Below are 18031 nucleotides of genomic sequence, written 5' to 3'. Positions count from 1 at the left end.
ATGTTTCAACTGGAACTAAAAGTAGCAGGCCACGGTCTGGCGCAGTGCTGCGATCACACTTTTCTGTCCGGGGTAGCCCAGCTCCTTTGCCAGCCGGGCCGGATCTGCGCCCGGTGCCAGCGCCGCCTGCAACAGCCGCTGTTGTTGCGGGCTCAGCGCCACTGCCGGTGACCTGCGTTCCACCACCCGGCGCAGGGCCGGGCGGTCCGAGTACAGGTCTCTGTGGTGAAAGGCAAAGTCATAAGCGCGCCGCAGATCCCGCTGCGCATCGGGGTGCGCCGGGGGCAGCAACAGCGCTGCCGGTCCCTGGCGCTGCTCTCCATGCAGATCGGCGCTGAACAGCCGCTGCCATTCCGGCAGCAAGGCCTGAGCCCGCTCGCTGGCCGGCCACAACATCATGGCCGCCGGCAGGCCGCTGACACCGTCGGCGGCCTGGCCCAGGCGCACCAGCCGAAAGCCATTGCCCTGCCAGAACGCCAGCAGCTCGGGGCTGGCGCCAAAGCTGGTGCCGAGAAAGTCGGTGTTAATCTCGCTCTTGATCCAGCCCAGCAGCCGCGAGCCCAGGCCCGCCTGCTGGCAGGCCGGGTGCACCACAATGCGCATAATGCGTTCATAACGGAGCTCCCCCGCTTCGGCCAGGCCGCCGTGAAAGCACAGCGACTGGGGCAGCAAATGCCCCCGGGGCCGGCGCTGGCCCCGCCAGACTTGCTCTGCCAGGCGCGGGTCCAGCCCCCCCTCCCGCAGCAAGAGGGCCGCCGCCACCGGCACGGTGTGCCGGAACATCACCGCCAGCGAGACCCCCGGGGCGTCCAGCAACTGGCGCAGATCGCTCGGCCGAGTCTGGTAATGGGCCAGGGTGAGCAGCCCGAAGATCTGTTGCAGCAAGGTCTCGTCGGCCAGTAGCCGGGAGCGGCTTATCCATGCCATGCGGGGCTCGCCGGTAGCCGGCGGTGCGGGGGGATCCGCATTGAGCGCCAGCAGCCGAAACAGCAGGGCTTCCAGCGGGTCGGTGTGGCTCCAGCGGGCCGGCGTGTGAATGTGCACTCGGCGAAAGCCGGGATGAAGGGCCGCCAGTGCCGGCTGAAACTTGAGGGCAAAGCCCAGGCCGGTGCCCTCGTAGCCGTGCTCGGTGCTGGCGAACAGGCAGCAGTAACGGCGGGCCAGCTGCAGCAGCATGGGCACCGGCAGGGCGGCGGCTTCGTCCACCAGCACCACATCGGCCTCGGGCCGCTCCGCCAGCAGGGCGTCGGGGGCGATAAAGGCAAGGGGCCGGTCGCAGTGCGCCAGCGCCTGGGCGGCGGCCCCCGGGCTGGGCGCGGTGAGCAGCACCCGCTTGCCGGCGCGCAGCAGCCGGGCCGCCGCCAGTCCCAGCAGGCTGGACTTGCCCCGGCCCCGATCTGCGGTCAGCACCAGAGGGCGGTGAGTGCGGGCGCTGTGCAGCAGCAGGGCCAGGGCATGGCGCTGCTGGTCGTTGAGACAACCCCTGGCATCGGGACGCACGTGCCACTCAGGGCCGCTCCGGGCCGGCAACGGCGGAAAGTCCTGCCCCTGCCGCCAGATCAGCACGTCTGAGTCTGCTTTCAGCAGCGATGATATCCGTTCAATAAAGCGGCTGGTCCGGCCGTGGGCCTGCTCGGGCAGGGCCACGTAGCGGCGCAGATCCGGATCCGCAAAAGCGGGCCACTCACTTAGGGGAGGGCACAGCAGCAGCAGTACACCCCCGGCGGCCAAGGCGCCGCCGGCGGCGCCCAGGGCGTCGGGGTGCAGGCCGCTGTACGCATTGAAGACCAGGTTGCGATATTCCCGCCCCAGGGCGGTGTGGTATTTGCCCATGGGGCAATGGGGAAATTCGGCGGGGGCATCGCCCAGCCAGAGGGTGGTTGAAGGCGGCTCACCGGCCAGCAGTTGCTGCGCTTGCGCTTGCGTCCAGGCTGCGGCGCCGCTGATCACCAGCAGGCGGCGCTCACCAAGGTAACGCAGGTGCCGGCGAAAGCCGGGCCAGTCAGTCAAACAGGCGCTCACCGTTTTCGTCAATCAGCCGTTTGGCCTTGCTGACCATCAGTTCGGCGGCCTGCTCGGCGGTGGGCAGCAGATCGGCGCGGATCAGCCGGTATTCCCGCGGCTCACCGTCCCGCTCCTGCAGGATGCGCCCCTGCAGCCGGTACTGGCCGCCCTCGGCCCCCGGCTCGGGGATGATGGTAAAACCCTTGTATTCCTCCGGCTCGAAGCGGGGGCCGGCCGGGGCAGAGGCGGCAAACAGGTTTTTAAGCCAGGTGAACATAAGGGTTACTTTTTCACCCGCAGGATCACATCCTCGGCGGCGGTGACAATGCCGCTTTGCCGGCCGAGCTCCTTGACCTCGTCCATATTGGAAATCACCACTGGGGTGAGGGTGGACTTGGCCTTTTGCTCCAGCAGCACCAGGTCGAATTCCAGCACGGTATCGCCCTTTTTCACCTGCTGGCCTTCCTGGGCCACCCGGGTAAAGCCCTCGCCTTTGAGCTCGACGGTGTCGATGCCGAAATGCACAAACAGCTCCAGGCCGGAGTCGGATTCAATGGAAAAGGCATGGTTGGTTTCAAAAATCTTGCCAATGGTACCGTCGCAGGGGGCCACCATTTTATTGCCGCTGGGCCTGATGGCGATGCCGTCGCCCACGATCTTTTCGGCAAACACCACGTCCGGCACTTCCTCAAGGGGAACGATTTCACCGGAAAGGGGCGCAAACACCTCGATAGCATTGGTTTCGCCGGTATCGTCAGACACCATTTTTTTCAGTTTATCGAACAGACCCATTGTCTCAGCTCCTTAAGGATTCAGCTGATGATGATAGCACGGCCTGAAAGCAGATAAACAGTTGCTGCCAAGGGGAAAAGCGGCATCAAAAAAGGCGCCTGGCGGCGCCTTTCGGTAACGGCAGATTACTGCTGCAGTTCCTGCTTGGTAAAGATACCCTGGAACAGGGCGGTGCTCAGGTAACGCTCACCGGAGCTCGGCAGGATCACCACGATGTTCTTGTCGGCGAACTCGGGCAGGGCGGCAATGCGGTTGGCGGCCACCACGGCGGCGCCGGAGCTGATGCCGGCCAGAATGCCTTCGTCCTTCATCAGGCGGCGGGCCATGTCGATGGCGTCTTCGCTGCTGATCTGTTCAACCCGATCGATCAGGGACAGATCCAGGTTGCCGGGAATAAAGCCGGCGCCAATGCCCTGAATCTTGTGGGGGCCGGGCTTGATCTCTTCACCGGCCAGGGCCTGGGTGATCACCGGGGATTCCACCGGCTCTACGGCGACGGTGGTGATGGCCTTGCCCTGAGTGTGTTTGATGTAGCGGGACACACCGGTGAGGGTGCCGCCGGTGCCCACGCCGGCCACGAAGACGTCCACTTCACCGTCGGTGTCTTCCCAGATCTCGGGGCCGGTGGTCTTTTCGTGGATTTCCGGGTTGGCGGGGTTGTTGAACTGCTGCAGCAGCACGTATTTTTCCGGCTCGGCTTCTTTCAGCTCCATCGCCTTTTCAATGGCGCCCTTCATGCCCTTGGCGCCGTCGGTCAGCACCAGGTTGGCACCCAGGGCCTTGAGCAGCTGGCGGCGCTCCAGGCTCATGGTGTTGGGCATGGTCAGGGTAATGGCGTAACCCCGGGACGCCGCCACAAAGGCCAGGGCGATGCCGGTATTGCCGCTGGTGGGCTCAATCAGTTCCTTGCCGGCCACCAGCTCACCACGTTTTTCCGCGTCCCAGATCATGTTGGCGCCAATGCGGCATTTTACGCTGAAGCTGGGGTTGCGGCTTTCCACCTTGGCAAACACGCGGCCCTGGCTGACCCGGTTCAGCTTGACCAGAGGTGTGCGGCCAATGGTGAGAGAATTGTCTTCAAAAATCTTGCTCATGGTGGCTGTCCCTGATGTAAATAAACACGAATAAAGGAATACAGTGTCAGCTTAATCCTTCCTGCGGGAATGAGAAGTGACGATTTGTTATAACAATATGTTATTAAATGATAAAATCATATTCCTTATGGCCTGTTTGTTTCTCTCTGAATGAAAGCCTGTGATCGGGATCCCTGTCTGTTTTTCAACACCACCGGTGTTTTTGACGGCGCCCTTGCCGTACAGTCATAAAAAACCTGGCCGGACGGCAAAGGCTGCCGGCCATGATAAATCACGGAGTAGCGGAACCGCACTGATGAAAAGAACCCTTGTTACCAGCTGGTTGTGCGGCCTGTGCCTGCTGAGTTTCACCGCCCTGGCCTCGACCTGGCAGGAAGCACCCCAGGCCCGGCTGCAACTGCACCAGCTGGGGCTGGAGCTGGCCCTGGCCGACGTGCACCCGGAGCTGACCCGGCGCTGGCAACAGGCGGTATCTGCCGACACCGCCTCTGAGGCGGCGGACGACCGCCTCTGGCTGGGGCTGGCCGCCTTCTGGCGCCAGTGGGCCACCCTGGACTTTGAACAGCGCCAGTACCTGCGAACCCACAAGCTGGTGCTCACCGCCAGCGAAGAGGAAGTGGCCCGGCTGGGTGCCGCCGGCGAACACCGGCTGGCACTGGTGCGCGAGCTGGTGCCCGGTTACGGTGATTACGAGGCCCTCAAGGCGCAGCTGGCCCGGCTGCTGGCCCTGGCCGACGAGCCCTGGCCGGCCATTGCCGGCGCCACCCTAAGACCGGGGGAGCGTGGTGACGCGGTGCTACAGTTGCGCCGGCGGCTGCAACGGCTGGGGGACTTGCCCCCCGGGCCCGAGCCAGAGGATCCCGGCCTGTTCGACCAGACCCTGGCGGCGGCGGTGGCGGCCTTTCAGCATCGCCACGGGCTGACCGTGGACGGCGTGGTCGGCCCCCACACCTATGGCTGGCTGGATCTGCCGCCCCGGCGCCGGGCCCAGCTGCTGATGCGCAGCATGTTGCGCACTTTGATTGGCGACAGCCTGCCGGCGTCCTACCTGCTGGTGAACATTCCCGAATACCGGCTGCGGCTTTACCAGAACCGGGTGTCGGTGCTGGAAAGCGATGTGATCGTGGGCCGCGACAGCCGCCGCACCCCCATTATGCACAGTGCCATTACCAATGTGGTGGTCAACCCGCCCTGGAACGTGCCCCGCTCCATTATCAATAAAGACATCGTGCCCCAGCTGTACCGGGATCCGGGGTATATCGCCCGTCAGGGCTTTGAGGTGATCGACAGTGCCGGCCGGGTGGTGCCTGCCGAGGAATGGCAATATGTGCTCTATATGGAAAACCGCTTTCCGTTCCGGCTGCGGCAAAAGCCCGGCAGCAGCAATGCCCTGGGCGCCTGGAAGTTTCACCTGCCCAACAACGACGCCATTTACCTGCACGACACCCCGGCCCGGGGGCTGTTTGCCCGCGACAGCCGGGCGCTCAGCTCCGGCTGTGTGCGGGTGGCCAACGCCGAGCAACTGGCGCTGTGGTTACTGAGTGCCAACTGGAGTCCTGAGCGGCTGGCCGAGCTCAAGGCCAGCCAGCGCACCCGCTGGCTGCCGGTGAGCGAGCCGCTGCCGGTATTTATGGTGTACTGGCGGGGCTGGCTGGGGGCCGACGGCCTGCCCCGCTTTCGGGACGACATCTACGACTTCGACAAAAACCTGGCGGATCCCTTCCTGCCGTCGCAGCGGCAAAGCTGACCGGCCTGGTTAATTTTCAAACGGGTCCTTATAACCAATGGTTGTTGATCCACTGGTTTGTTCCGGGTTAGCTTTCACTCACTTTGATGTTTAAACAAGGCCGGATCACCTTATCGTGACCCGGCTTTTCGTTGGTTTGTCGTTAAGAGGAGGTGATATGCTGAAACGCCAGCTGGGTCGTCGTCGTTTTCTGCTGGGGCTGGGAGGACTGGGTGCCGCCGCCCTGCTGCCAAAGCCCGCCGAGGCCAGTTTGTCGGCGCCGGTGCGCACGCTCAGTCTGCACAACCTGCATACCGGTGAAAAGGTCAGTGCCAGCTTCTGGGAAGAAGGCCAGTATCTTGACGAGGGCTTGGCGTCCTTTAACGAGGTGATGCGGGACTTTCGCAGCAACGAGGTGCACCGCATCGATCCGAAACTGTTTGACCAGCTGTTTTTGCTGCAGCATCGTCTGGGCAAGCAGGGCGAAATTCAGATCATCTCCGGCTACCGCTCACCGTCCACCAATGCCATGTTGCGCCGCACCAGCTCGGGGGTGGCCAAAAAGAGCTACCACATGAAGGGCCAGGCCATCGACTTGCGCCTGCCCGGGGTTGAGCTGACCCACCTGCGCCAGGCCGCCCGCCAGCTGGCGGTGGGGGGAGTGGGCTACTACCCCAGCTCCAACTTTGTTCACCTGGACACCGGCCCGGTACGCAGCTGGTAAAAGTGATCCACCCACAGGGCCGTGGCACCGCACACCGCCACCGGCATCACCAGCAGGTTGATAAAGGGTAGGCTGGAGCACAGGGTGACGCTGGCACCAAAGCCCCAGGTCAGGCGGCGTTTGGTGCCGAGCTCCCGCTGCATCAGGGTAAAATCGATTTTGTGGTTGTCGAAGGGGTAATCGCAATACTGAATGGCCATCATCCAGGCACTGAAGGCAAACCAGATCAGCGGCGCCAGGGTCTGGCCCACCACCGGCACCAGAAACAACAGCAGGCAGCCCAGGGCCCGGGGCAGGTAATAGGCCAGTTTGCGCCATTCCCGCCCCAGCATGCGCGGCGTGTCTTTGAGCAAGTCCAGCCAGCCGCTGTCGGGCACCGGATGACCGGTGAGCTTGAGCTCCACCCGCTCCGCCAGCAGGCCGTTGAAGGGCGCCGCCAGCATATTGGCAAAACCGGTAAACACAAACGAGAACACCACCACTATGCTCACCAGCGCCAGCGGCCACAGCACATAGCCCAGCCAGTGCAGGTAATCGGGGGTTTGCTGGGCCAGCCAGGCGAACAGGGCTTCCAGCTGGGTGAACAGGTAATAGAAGGCCCCGCCAAACAGCAGCAGGTTGATCAGTAGCGGTACCAGCACAAAGGGGCGCAGATCCTGTTCGCCGATAAGCTGTAACCCTTTCATCAGATATTGCGGCCCACTGGCACTGTGATAACTGGCAGACATAACACCTCTCCTTAAACGAAGCGCATATTCTAAAGATGCGGCTGCCCGGCCGCCACCGCCGCGCGAAAGCGCCTGTCGCAGTGTATTTTCCCGTTAAAGGCGGGCTCAGGCGGGTAAAGCCCATGATTTTGTGTCACCAGTGCCCGCCAGACTCTTGTCAAACCCGAATGGTAAACATACCCTTGTCGCAGTATTCGGGATAACCCCTATGGATTGCGCCGGTGCCAGCGGCTCGGCCGGCAACAAAAACAGAGAAACGATAATGCAGGATTTGCGAATTATCTTGATTATTCTGGGCGCCATGGCCATTGCCGCCCTGCTGATCCATGGACTGTGGACCAGCAAGAAGGAGCGCCAGCCTTCCATGCGTAACAAACCCATGGGCAAGGTGGCGTCGGAGCCGGCCGTGAATAACAACTTCGATCAGGACGGCATCGGCCGAGTGCGGGTGGTGAGTGGCCGTAAGGCGGCCGAGCCGGTGGCCGAACCCGGCCGGCGCGAAGAGCCCCATTTTTCCGCCCTGGATGACGACGACGAGGTACAGCCCGTGGTGTCCGGGCTCAAGCCGCCGCCCGTGAAGCCGGCACCCCAAGCCACCGCAGAAGAGCCGGAAGACGAGTTCGACCCCCTGTTTGACGAGCCCTTGCGTCCGGCCGCCGCTCCGACACAGCCCGAGCCGGCCCCCAAGGCGGCGGTTCAACCGGAGCCGGTGCCCGAGCCAGCCGTTGAGCCCGAGCTTCCTGCCGAGGAAGTGGCGCCCGCGCCGCAACCGGTAAAGCCCGAGCCGGCCCTGCGCGAGGTGCCGCGCACCTGGCAGGACGTGTATGTGATCAACCTGATGGCCCGCCCCAACCAGCAGATGGACGGTGTTGCCCTGATGCGCGCCCTTACAACCAATGGTTTTCACTTTGGCGAGATGGATATTTTCCATCATCACCAGACCCCGGCGGGGCAGGGCAGTGTGCTGTTCAGCCTGATCAACATGGTCAAGCCCGGCACCTTCAACCCCGAGGCCATGAGCGACTTCCATACCCCGGGCGTGTCCATCTTTATGCAGTTGCCGCGCCCGGGCATGGCCAAGAACCAGTTCAACCTGATGGTGCAGACCGCCGAGAACCTGGCCGAGGAGCTGGACGCCCTGCTGTTTGATGCCGAGCGTTCGCCCATCAGCCCCGACTACCTGGCCCACTGCCGCGAGCAGTTGCGCGACTACGACAGCCAGGCCCGGTAACTTCTTTCAACAAGGGCCCGGCATACCGGGCCCTTTGCAACTGCCTCTTCTGCCGGCAAGGATCTTGTAACGACGGCTATGGCCGGCAGGGATTTTGTAGCTGCCGCTTTAGCTGGCAGGGCCTGCGCAGCAGGCCTTTAATTTTTTAAGTGAAATCTGAATGAACGACGCCCACGCCCGCCTTCTCGCCCTGCGCGAACAGCTCAACACCTGGAATGACCAATACTACCTGGAAGACGCGCCCACCGTGCCCGATGCGGAGTACGACCGTTGCATGCGCGAGCTGCTGGCGCTGGAAGCCGAACACCCCGAATGGCAGGACGCGAACTCACCCAGCCAGCGGGTGGGCGGTGCGCCGGTGTCGGCCTTTCCCGAGGTGCAGCACGCCCTGCCCATGCTCTCGCTCGACAATGTGTTCAGCGAAGACGAGCTTGCCGCCTTTGAAAAGCGCATTCTCGACCGGCTGGGCCGGAGCGAGCCGCTGACGTTTTGCTGTGAGCCCAAGCTCGACGGCCTGGCGGTGAGCCTGGTGTATGAGCAGGGCCGGCTGGTGCAGGCCGCTACCCGGGGCGATGGCAGCACCGGTGAGGGCATTACCGAAAACGTGCGCACCATTCGCGCCGTGCCGCTGCGGCTTAGGGGCGCGGGCTGGCCCGAACGGCTGGAAGTGCGGGGCGAGGTCTATATGCCCAGGGCCGGCTTTGAGCGCATGAACGAGCGCGCCCGGCTTGAGGGTGGCAAGGTGTTCGCCAACCCGCGCAACGCCGCCGCCGGTAGCCTGCGCCAGCTCGACTCCCGCATTACCGCCAGCCGGCCGCTGGCCTTTTACTGCTACGGGGTGGGGCTGGTGGAAGGCGCGCCCCTGGGCGAGCGTCACTTTGATGTGCTGCAAACCCTCAAGGGCTGGGGCCTGCCGGTAAGCCCCGAGGTGAAGCGGGTGAGCGGGCGAGAGGGCTGCCAGGCCTATCATGACGATATTCTGGCGCGCCGGGATCAACTGCCCTACGAGATTGACGGCGTGGTGTACAAGGTGGACGAGCTGGCGCTGCAGGCCGAGCTGGGCTTTGTGGCCCGGGCACCGCGCTGGGCTACCGCCCACAAGTTTCCGGCCCAGGAAGAGCTGACCGAGCTGCTGAACGTAGAGTTTCAGGTGGGTCGCACCGGCGCCATTACCCCGGTGGCCAAGCTGAAACCCGTGGCGGTGGCGGGGGTGACCGTGTCCAACGCCACCCTGCACAACGCCGATGAAATCGCCCGGCTGGGGGTGATGATTGGCGACACCGTGATCGTGCGCCGAGCCGGCGACGTGATCCCTCAGGTGGTGGGGGTGGTGCTGGAGCGCCGCCCCGAACATGCCCGGGCCGTGGCCTTTCCCGAGCGTTGCCCGGTGTGTGACTCCGACATTGAGCGCATCGAAGGTGAAGCCGTGGCCCGCTGCACCGGCGGGCTGATCTGCGCCGCCCAGCGCAAGGAGGCCCTGCGCCACTTTGCTTCACGCAAGGCGCTGGACATTGAAGGCCTGGGCACCAAGCTGGTGGAGCAACTGGTGGATCATGATCTGGTAAAAACCCCGGCGGACTTGTTTCATCTTGACCAGCCAACCCTGATGGGGCTGGAGCGCATGGGCGAGAAGTCGGCGGTCAAGCTGCTGGCCGCCTTTGACAAGGCTCGCCACACCACGCTGCCACGCTTTCTCTATGCATTGGGCATTCGCGAAGTGGGCGAGGCCACCGCCAATAACCTGGCCCGGCATTTTCTGGAGCTGGATGCGGTGATGAACGCCGAGGTGGAAACACTGATTGCAGTGCCGGACGTGGGCGAAATTGTGGCCAAGCACATCTACTACTTCTTCCGCCAGCCCCACAACCGGGAAGTGGTGGAGGCTCTGGTTCAGCCCCGCAATGAAGGCGGCTGCGGCCTCACCTGGCCGGCCATGGAAGCCCCCAAGGCCGACGCTCAGCCATTGGCGGGCCAGACCTTTGTGCTGACCGGCACCTTGAGCCGCATGCCCCGCAACGAGGCCAAGGCGGCGCTGCAGGCGCTGGGCGCCAAGGTAGCCAGCTCCGTCTCCGCCAAAACCAGCGTGCTGGTGGCGGGCGAAGCCGCCGGCTCCAAGCTCACCAAGGCCCAGGAGCTGGGGGTGGCCATTATGGATGAAGATGGATTGATTGCACTGCTGGCGGAGCACAATCCAGCTTAAACCTGACGTCACCCCCGCGAAGGGGGGGCATGCGGGCGAATGCCCGCGACTTGCCGCGAAGCGGCAATAATTCCCCTTACCAAAAAACACTCTAAAGCTTGGTCAAACGAGGCCGATAGCCCTTATGAAAGGCAGGGTGGTACTGGTCAGAACACAGCGAAAAAACGCTAAAGAAGCCGAAAACCTCGCCGATACCTTAAGATAACAACGCACTACCGGCACGGGCCGGAACAAACCTCAACGGAGAGTTTATTATGGCGATTACAGTCAACACTAACGTCACTGCAATGGGTGCCCAGCGCAACCTGAACAAGTCTTCCAACGCCCTGGCTACCTCCATGGAGCGTTTGTCCACCGGTAGCCGCATCAACTCCGCCAAGGACGACGCGGCCGGCCTGCAAATCTCCAACCGTCTGAACTCTCAGGTTCGTGGCTTGGGGGTGGCGATTAAAAACGCTCAGGACGGTATTTCTCTGGCGCAAACCGCTGAAGGTGCACTGGATGAGTCCACCAATATTCTGCAGCGGATGCGGGATCTGGCTGTGCAGGGTGCTAACGATTCAAACAACACTAAAGACCGAGAAGCAATTTCGGAAGAATTGACCCAATTGAAAGCGGAGCTGGATCGGATTTCAGAAAAGACCACCTTTGGTGGCCAGAACCTGCTGAACGGCTCCTTCGCCGGTAAAATTTTTCAGGTCGGTGCTAATGAAGGCGAAACCGTAAGCTTGAGCATCGACGCCTTGGATGCTAGTGCATTGATAGTAAAAACGATTACTGTCGCTGATAACAGTGCGGCTGGTAGTGCTATTTCATTGATTGATAATGCGATTGGCACCATTGATTCACAACGCGCCAAGCTGGGCTCATTCCAAAACCGGATGGACAGCACCATCAACAACCTGGCCAACATTCGGGAAAATGCTGCAGCCGGTATGAGCCGTATCAAGGATGTGGACTTTGCCGCCGAAACCGTTAACCTGACCAAACAGCAGATTCTGCAGCAGGCCGGTACTTCCATTCTGGCTCAGGCCAAGCAAATTCCGCAGGCTGCCCTGTCTCTGCTGGGCTAAGCCTGATATTTACCGGGGGCATTCCCCCGGTTTGTTCGCCGTTGAGCTTAATGCCATAGATAATAGGTCGTTAAGCTGAACGGCGTCTTAGTTTTGGTGATGAGGGCTCAAACATGAACACGCATATCCCTTCCCAACGGGTGCAAACCACAACAGCTGATGCACTAAATAAACAGCTTCCTGTGGCAACTAAACCTGTCGGTAACGAAGTTACTCAAACCGCCCAGGCAGTACAAGGGGTGAGCAAACCTCAGGAAACTGAACTGACGGCTAAGCAACTGGAAGAGATGGCAGAGCAGGTTGAGTCATTTGTCAGTACTTTTAACCGTGGCCTCAAATTCAGAGTAGACGAAGACTCCGGCCGGCATATAGTGACTGTGCTAGACAGCGATACTGGTGATGTGGTTCGTCAGATCCCATCGGAAGAACTGCTGGATGTGATCACCCGTCTGAGTGAAGCAAGCAGGGGCTTGATTGATACCAAAGCATAGGAGAAACCACTGTGGCTGATTTAAAGTTACCCGGCGTAGGCTCCGGTTTTCCAATTCAGGCCTTTGTTGATGCAACCGTAGCCGGTGAGCGTGCGGCCAAGGATCAACAGCTGTCGCGACGTGCCGATACTATTGATGTTCAATTATCTTCCTACGGCTCTATCAAAAGTGCGCTTGATAGCTTTAATAGTGCTCTGAAAAAACTGGGTGATAATGGAGACTTTCAAAAGCGCTCAGTCACGCTGGATAAGGATGATTATATTACTGCCAGAGCTGGAAGTAGTGCCGTGGCCGGTAGCTACTCTATACAAGTAATGCAGTTGGCACAGGCTCATAAGCTTGGCTCTGATGCTGTAGCTGCGGACAAGGCGTTAGGCTCAGGCAGTCTGACCATGCAGGTCGGTAGCGAATCTTTTACCGTCAATATAGATAAAGAAAAAAGTACCCTGGCAGAGGTGGCGGCTGCCATCAACAACGCTGAAGATAACAAAGGAGTACGAGCCACTGTCATCACCGATGACCTTGGTTCCCGATTAGTCTATTTCTCTGATAAAACCGGGGAAGACAGTAAAATCTCTGTAGCAGCCAGCAGCAACAATGATGGTGAGGGTGGGTTTAGCCTAAATAATCTTGGAACAACATACGAGATTCAGGCTGCTAAAAATGCCAAGGTTTCAATAGATGGCGCTGTAGTTACCAGTCAGTCCAATGAAATAAAAGATGCAATTGCCGATGTTACATTTGATCTTAAAAAAGTAAATGATGCCACGGGATCTAATCCAAATACGACCTTGACCATAGGTTACGATAAAAAGGCTGTTGAGGAAAGCATCAAGGAATTTGTAACGGCCTATAATAAAGTTATTAACGTTGTTGACAACCTGAGTGAATATAATGCTGTAAGTGAAAAGGCTGGCCCATTGAATGGTGATAGCACAACCCGTGGCCTCAAGTCAAAAATGAGAGACATGCTGAGTGAAGCTGTATCAGGTGCATCAGGATCAATGACAAGCCTGAATGATTTTGGTGTCAAAACGAAAAAAGATGGCACTTTAGAGCTAGATGAAAGTGTACTGAAAGAACAGCTAACAGCAAACTTCGATGAAGTAGGTTTTTTGTTTTCATCCGAAAGCGGAATCAGCAATAAATTTAATGATCTAATTGATAGCTACACAGGTCGAGATGGTGTTTTAACCAAGAGAAATGAATCCTTAAATCAACAAATGCGTCGCTTAGAGACGGATGCCGATAAGTTTGAGGAGTATATGGCAGGTTTTGAAGCGAGAGTATATAAGCAGTTTTCATCCATGGATATGATGGTTGCAAAAATGAATCAGCAGTTGAATTCCGTTATGGCTGCTTTTTCTAATATGCCAGGAATGGGTGATAACCAGTGAGTTTGCTTAGGGATTTAGAGCTGATTGACGAGCGGTTAGTTCAGGAGCTGGATAAAGAAGAAGAGCTGGATGAGACTCTAATTCAGAGTGAGCTTTCATCCAGAGCCAGGATCCTGGATGAGTTGAATATTCTAATAACATCTGGTGCAATCCCTGTATCTGATGTAAGCAAGTTAATTGAACGCTCTAAAAATTTAAAAGATAAATCTGAGAAGTTACAGAATAAGCTAGGTAATAAATTAAAAGAAATTAATAAAGGAAAGCGTCTTGTTAAGGCGTATAATAGTATTAAGTATAATGAGAGGTAATGCTATGCGTGGCTCAATGAAAGCATACAAATCTGTGGCGTTGGACAGTCAAAAACAAGTAGCCAGCCCGTACCAGGTTGTAAAGATGTTACTGGCGGGTGCACTGGAGCGTATGGCAAAGGCGCGAGTGGCTATTGAAAATAAAGACTATGCCGAGCGTGGTGAGTTGTTGACTGCGACTTTGTTAATATTGGCTGAGCTGCGAATGTCATTAGATCATGAAGCTGGTGGTGAGATAGCTAACAATCTTGAGAATCTTTATGAATTTATGATGAATGAACTGGTTCAGGCTAACAGTAACAATGATGCTGAGCGTTTGGAATCGGTCAGTAGTTTACTGAGGGGTATAAAAGAGGGTTGGGATTCCATCCCGGTTGAGTATCAGAAATAACGATTTTATGAAGTAGGATATAGTCAATGCAGCATAATATGAATGAAAATATCAAAAAAGTCGATCAGCTTATCGATGAAGGGCTGCATTGTTATCACGAGGGTAACCTGAGTGGGGCCTTGGTGGTTTTTGAGCAACTCCTTGAAATCGATAATAATAATATTGAGCTGTTGCATACCCTGGTTAAATTGCTGCAGGAGATGAAAGACTTTGGCAAGGCTGTAGAGTATGGTGAAAAGCTGCTTTCTCTTTCTCCAGATAATTCAGACTTTATGTTATCTCAGGCAGAAAATTATTACTATCTTCAATGTTACGAATCAGCACTTCCTCTTTACCTCAAACTCCAAGAGTCGCACCCTGCAGAAATTCATGTGTTGGCAAGGTTATCTTCAATCTACGAAGCTCTGTACGAGCTTTCCGAAGGCGATAATAATGAGTCCGATATATGGGCTATAGAATCAACAAACGAGCTTATCGACTCAGTTGTATTCACTTGCTCCAAGATGATTAAGCAAGACAAAGGAGACCAGGCCTCAAAATTATTGAATGGTGTACTACTGATAGACTCAGGAAATGCCAGAGCCAATGCATTATTTGGATATGTGTTGAGAGAGAATGAAGAGTTTGAACAGGCTTTTCATTATCTCGATAAAGCTGTAAGCCAAGGTTTCTTCGACTGTTTGGATATTCTGGCGGAAGTAATAGAAGAGAGTTATGGCACTCCTGCTTTCATTTACTATTTAGAAAAGCTATCAAAGAAATTCCCCGATGACAATGTGATTAAGAAATACTTGGGATATTTTAATTACAAAAATGATAGCTTTCATAAAGCATATGAATACTTCTCCGCAGTAGTTGAAGATGATGATAGTGACATTGTCTTTAGAAAATATAAAGCGCTGGCCAGATATAAATCAGTGGATGAAAGTAAGCAGTGGTTTGATAAAAATGCTCTTGTTGCAGCAGCGAACGAATTGTTCACTCTCTTTAAACTGATGCCCCGTGATACTGAGATTGCCGCTGATTTGGTCCGTTTTTATATGAATATTGGCGAGATCAGGAAGTCATATGAAGTTAGCTGTAGCCTGGATAAATATATATCCTCTCATAAAGAAAATGAATGGAATAAACATTTCTATTATCTTGCTCTTCGAGATAAAGATTCTTTTTATAAGGCGTATCTTTGCGGTCGTAGCTTAAGATTCAAGAGTAACTTTGACTCTTTCAAGAAAAGAATCTGGAATGGTGAGCCCATAGCGGGAAAGAAAGTTTTTCTTTTAAGAGAGCAAGGTATTGGTGATGAGCTTTACTTTGCCAGCAATTATCAGTGGCTAATAGAGCAAGGTGCTATTGTAAAAGCTTACTGCAGAGAGCGTTTGTTAGTACCTTTCGAGCGTCTTTTTCCTGAAATTTCATTTATTCCCATGAATGAAAAAAATGCACGTACATTGAAAAATATGGATGCTTCTGTACTTGCTGACGCTGATGTGATTGTGCTGTCCGGTGACTTGCCAGCACTGCACTATCAAGCCTATGGTCACGCTTTGTTCAATAAAGACTACTATTGGGTTGAACATTCTCTGAAGAAAAAGTGGAAGAGAAAACTTGATTCAATAATAGCGACAGATAGGCCCAGAGTAGGAATTGCCTGGCGAAGTGGCTTGGTTTATGGCTCCAGAGCTACTTACTATCTTTCTGCTGATGAAATGGCTATTGTTATCTCAAAATTACCTGAGGTCGAATTCATTAACTGCATGTATGCTGAGTGTAGTGAAGAGCTTGATAAAATTGAAAAACTTACTGGCAGAGTAGTTTATAACATTGATGAGCTTGATCAAAGAGATGATTTTGAGAACACTGCCGCCATGTTATCTAACCTTGATCTGGTTTTAGGGGCTCATATTGCTCCAATTATTTTGGCTGAAGCGGTTGGGACTAGAACAGTTATCTATGGTGCCGATTATCTACCAGAAAATGGTGAGCTGGTAAAAGAGTCACTTAATTATCCCGGGACACCTCATATCAGTTTGCCGGTAAACAACAGTGCCAAAAGGGCTCAAGCCATTGATGGTATTGTGGATAGTGTCAGGAAGCTGCTCAATATTTGATGCTAAATTATTTGTACAGTGTGCCGAGTGATTTCTTCATCAAATACTCGGCATACTCAAAATCATCTAGGGTGTCTATGTCTACTGATGATTTCGCACTCATGATATAGGGTAATGTAGACTCGCTATAAATGTTTTTACCGTTATTTATCATTTCTCTTTTCATTAAGTAGATAGCGCCATTCACTCTATATGCGGGCCTCACTAACTGTGAGCGCTTGATGTTCTCTGGCTTTATGAAGTCTTTCATGGTGTTACCTTTATTTAATGTATTACAGAACTCAAGTGGGTACTCTAATGGGCATATAGAGATAACAGCGTTGGCAGTGTGATTGTTTATTATCCCGAAGACATTTTTAATATCTTCAGCTGTCCTTAATGGTGATGTTGGTTGAAGAATGGTGATGGTGTTTACCTTTTCTTCATGCTCTGATTCAAACCAGTCTATCAGATGAGACACGACGTCATAGGTAGAGGCTTCATCACTTGAAAGACTAGCAGGCCTTAAAAACGGTACTACTGCACCCGACTCTATTGCTATTTTGGCAATTTCTTCACTGTCTGTACTTACAAAAATGTGATCAAATATATTGCAGGTAAGCGCAGCTTCAATTGTCCAACAGATCATAGGCTTCCCAGCCATTAGTTTTATATTTTTATTCGGTAGACGCTTACTTCCGCCCCTGGCAGGGATAATGGCAATATTCATGATTAGAAACCTTTTATGTCTTGCTGAGCCTTTTGAAAGTCATCCATCCTTCCGATGTCCAGCCAGTAGTCATGGCTGGTATAGATACCAACCTTTTCGTGGAGAGCTAAACGCTGCTCAAGAAGGGAAGGCATATCTATTTTGGTACCGTACTCCACTGCTGCCACACAGGCAGGACTGAGTACGTAAATGCCAGTATTGATACGATAACGAAAAGTGGGCTTTTCCACCATACGAGTAATCAGGTAGTCATTACTTTCTATTACACCAAATGGTACTTGGTGTTCAAGTTCCCGCACACATATGGTTGCATCAAATGTATGTTGCTCGTGGTGTGCAAGAAGATGATTAAAATCAACCTTGGTCATTACATCGCCGTTTACCATGATTAAGGGTAATTCCGGTAAATCAACTGGTAACAAACCCAGTGCACCACCTGTTCCCAGAGGTGATTCTTCATGAACATATTGGATGTTGATACCCAGCTCTTCGCCATTACCAAAATAATCACGGATTATCTCTGGCATAAAGTGGGTAGATATAAAAAATCGATAAAACCCCTGGCTGATGAAACGTTCAATTAAATGTTCCAGTACAGGTTTATCGCCTACTCGTAGCATAGGTTTGGGGCAATAGTCGGTGAGCGGCCTCAAACGGGTGCCAAATCCACCTGCCATGATAAATACAGGATTGTCACGTACTTTTGGAATTAAAGCATTTTGTAATGTTTCAAGACCAGCAAGAATGTTCTGGTCATTAATTATAGGAAGTGACAATAAACCGTGTTTATTCATAACTGATAGTCGTTTTTCTCTGCTATCACTGACTTTGACGGTCTTGGGATTGCTATTCATAACTCTTAAAACCGAGTCTTCCATATTACAGTCGATGAGTAAACCACGGCGAATATCGCCATCGGTTAACGTGCCCTGCAATCTTTTCTGTGCGTCACAGACCAAGGCAATACGCAGTGCACCTTGGTCAATTACTCTCATGGCATCGCGGATGGTGGCATGGGGTTCTAAAACAATACTTTTCCATTCGGCCATAGGTTA

At 55.1% G+C, this 18031-nt stretch carries 17 protein-coding genes; 10 read left to right on the top strand and 7 right to left on the bottom strand.

All coding sequences use genetic code 11. The features are described from left to right. Positions 1-15: 15 nt before the first annotated feature. From GU3_RS13890 to cysK, 4 genes are all read right to left on the bottom strand, one after another. Complete coding sequence (locus GU3_RS13890; RefSeq protein WP_014293162.1) at positions 16-2010, bottom strand: tRNA(Met) cytidine acetyltransferase TmcA; 1995 nt, start codon at positions 2008-2010, stop codon at positions 16-18. Next, on the bottom strand, positions 2003-2281 hold the full coding sequence (locus tag GU3_RS13885) for an HlyU family transcriptional regulator (RefSeq protein ID WP_014293161.1): 279 nt from the start codon (positions 2279-2281) through the stop codon (positions 2003-2005). The genes GU3_RS13890 and GU3_RS13885 overlap by 8 nt, the downstream gene beginning before the upstream one ends. Before the next feature lie 5 nt (positions 2282-2286). Continuing rightward, on the bottom strand, positions 2287-2796 hold the full coding sequence (gene crr / locus GU3_RS13880) for a PTS glucose transporter subunit IIA (RefSeq protein ID WP_014293160.1): 510 nt from the start codon (positions 2794-2796) through the stop codon (positions 2287-2289). Positions 2797-2921: 125 nt separating this feature from the next. Continuing rightward, the gene (gene cysK / locus GU3_RS13875) at positions 2922-3890 is read right to left on the bottom strand and encodes a cysteine synthase A (protein ID WP_014293159.1); all 969 of its coding nucleotides are present in this window, start codon (positions 3888-3890) and stop codon (positions 2922-2924) included. Between the two features lie 295 nt (positions 3891-4185). Between cysK and GU3_RS13870 the strand changes: the two genes are divergently transcribed. Further along, the gene (locus tag GU3_RS13870) at positions 4186-5637 is read left to right on the top strand and encodes a murein L,D-transpeptidase (RefSeq protein ID WP_014293158.1); all 1452 of its coding nucleotides are present in this window, start codon (positions 4186-4188) and stop codon (positions 5635-5637) included. 157 nt (positions 5638-5794) lie between these two features. Next, positions 5795-6340, top strand: a complete 546-nt coding sequence (locus GU3_RS13865; RefSeq protein ID WP_014293157.1) for a DUF882 domain-containing protein — start codon at positions 5795-5797, stop codon at positions 6338-6340. Here GU3_RS13865 and cysZ read toward each other — a convergent pair. Then, positions 6307-7068, bottom strand: a complete 762-nt coding sequence (gene cysZ / locus GU3_RS13860) for a sulfate transporter CysZ (protein WP_014293156.1) — start codon at positions 7066-7068, stop codon at positions 6307-6309. The genes GU3_RS13865 and cysZ overlap by 34 nt on opposite strands. A 262-nt stretch (positions 7069-7330) precedes the next feature. On the opposite strand from cysZ, the gene zipA reads away from it, so the two are divergent. The 8 genes from zipA to GU3_RS13820 all read left to right on the top strand — a co-directional run bounded on the left by zipA (position 7331) and on the right by GU3_RS13820 (position 16267). Then, a complete protein-coding gene (gene zipA, locus GU3_RS13855) occupies positions 7331-8299 on the top strand; it encodes a cell division protein ZipA (RefSeq protein WP_041543812.1) in 969 nt (322 codons plus the stop codon). Between the two features lie 160 nt (positions 8300-8459). Continuing rightward, complete coding sequence (ligA, locus tag GU3_RS13850) at positions 8460-10499, top strand: NAD-dependent DNA ligase LigA (protein ID WP_014293154.1); 2040 nt, start codon at positions 8460-8462, stop codon at positions 10497-10499. Between the two features lie 254 nt (positions 10500-10753). Continuing rightward, positions 10754-11572: a flagellin domain-containing protein gene (locus tag GU3_RS13845; protein WP_041543253.1), complete on the top strand. Its 819-nt coding sequence runs from the start codon at positions 10754-10756 to the stop codon at positions 11570-11572. A 113-nt stretch (positions 11573-11685) separates the two neighbouring features. After that, positions 11686-12063 (top strand): flagellar protein FlaG, encoded by a 378-nt coding sequence (locus tag GU3_RS13840; protein ID WP_014293152.1) that lies wholly within the window; start codon positions 11686-11688, stop codon positions 12061-12063. Positions 12064-12074: 11 nt separating this feature from the next. After that, positions 12075-13460, top strand: coding sequence for a flagellar filament capping protein FliD (fliD, locus tag GU3_RS13835; RefSeq protein ID WP_014293151.1), 1386 nt, complete (start codon positions 12075-12077; stop codon positions 13458-13460). After that, entirely contained in the window at positions 13457-13768 is a 312-nt protein-coding gene (locus GU3_RS13830) for a hypothetical protein (RefSeq protein ID WP_014293150.1), read from the top strand. The genes fliD and GU3_RS13830 overlap by 4 nt, the downstream gene beginning before the upstream one ends. A 16-nt stretch (positions 13769-13784) precedes the next feature. Then, entirely contained in the window at positions 13785-14159 is a 375-nt protein-coding gene (gene fliS, locus GU3_RS13825) for a flagellar export chaperone FliS (RefSeq protein WP_237711149.1), read from the top strand. A gap of 38 nt (positions 14160-14197) precedes the next feature. Further along, positions 14198-16267, top strand: a complete 2070-nt coding sequence (locus tag GU3_RS13820) for a lipopolysaccharide assembly protein LapB (protein WP_158308470.1) — start codon at positions 14198-14200, stop codon at positions 16265-16267. A 7-nt stretch (positions 16268-16274) separates the two neighbouring features. Here the strand turns inward: GU3_RS13820 and GU3_RS13815 are convergent, their stop codons facing one another. Beyond that, complete coding sequence (locus GU3_RS13815; protein ID WP_041543247.1) at positions 16275-16976, bottom strand: cytidylyltransferase domain-containing protein; 702 nt, start codon at positions 16974-16976, stop codon at positions 16275-16277. A 2-nt stretch (positions 16977-16978) separates the two neighbouring features. After that, complete coding sequence (locus GU3_RS13810; RefSeq protein ID WP_041543245.1) at positions 16979-18025, bottom strand: nucleotidyltransferase family protein; 1047 nt, start codon at positions 18023-18025, stop codon at positions 16979-16981. Positions 18026-18031: the final 6 nt, after the last annotated feature.

The organism is Oceanimonas sp. GK1 (assembly GCF_000243075.1).
Classification (GTDB): Bacteria; Pseudomonadota; Gammaproteobacteria; order Enterobacterales; family Aeromonadaceae; genus Oceanimonas.
Note: the sequence above shows the minus strand (reverse complement) of the source record. Positions and strands in the feature narration are given on the sequence as shown.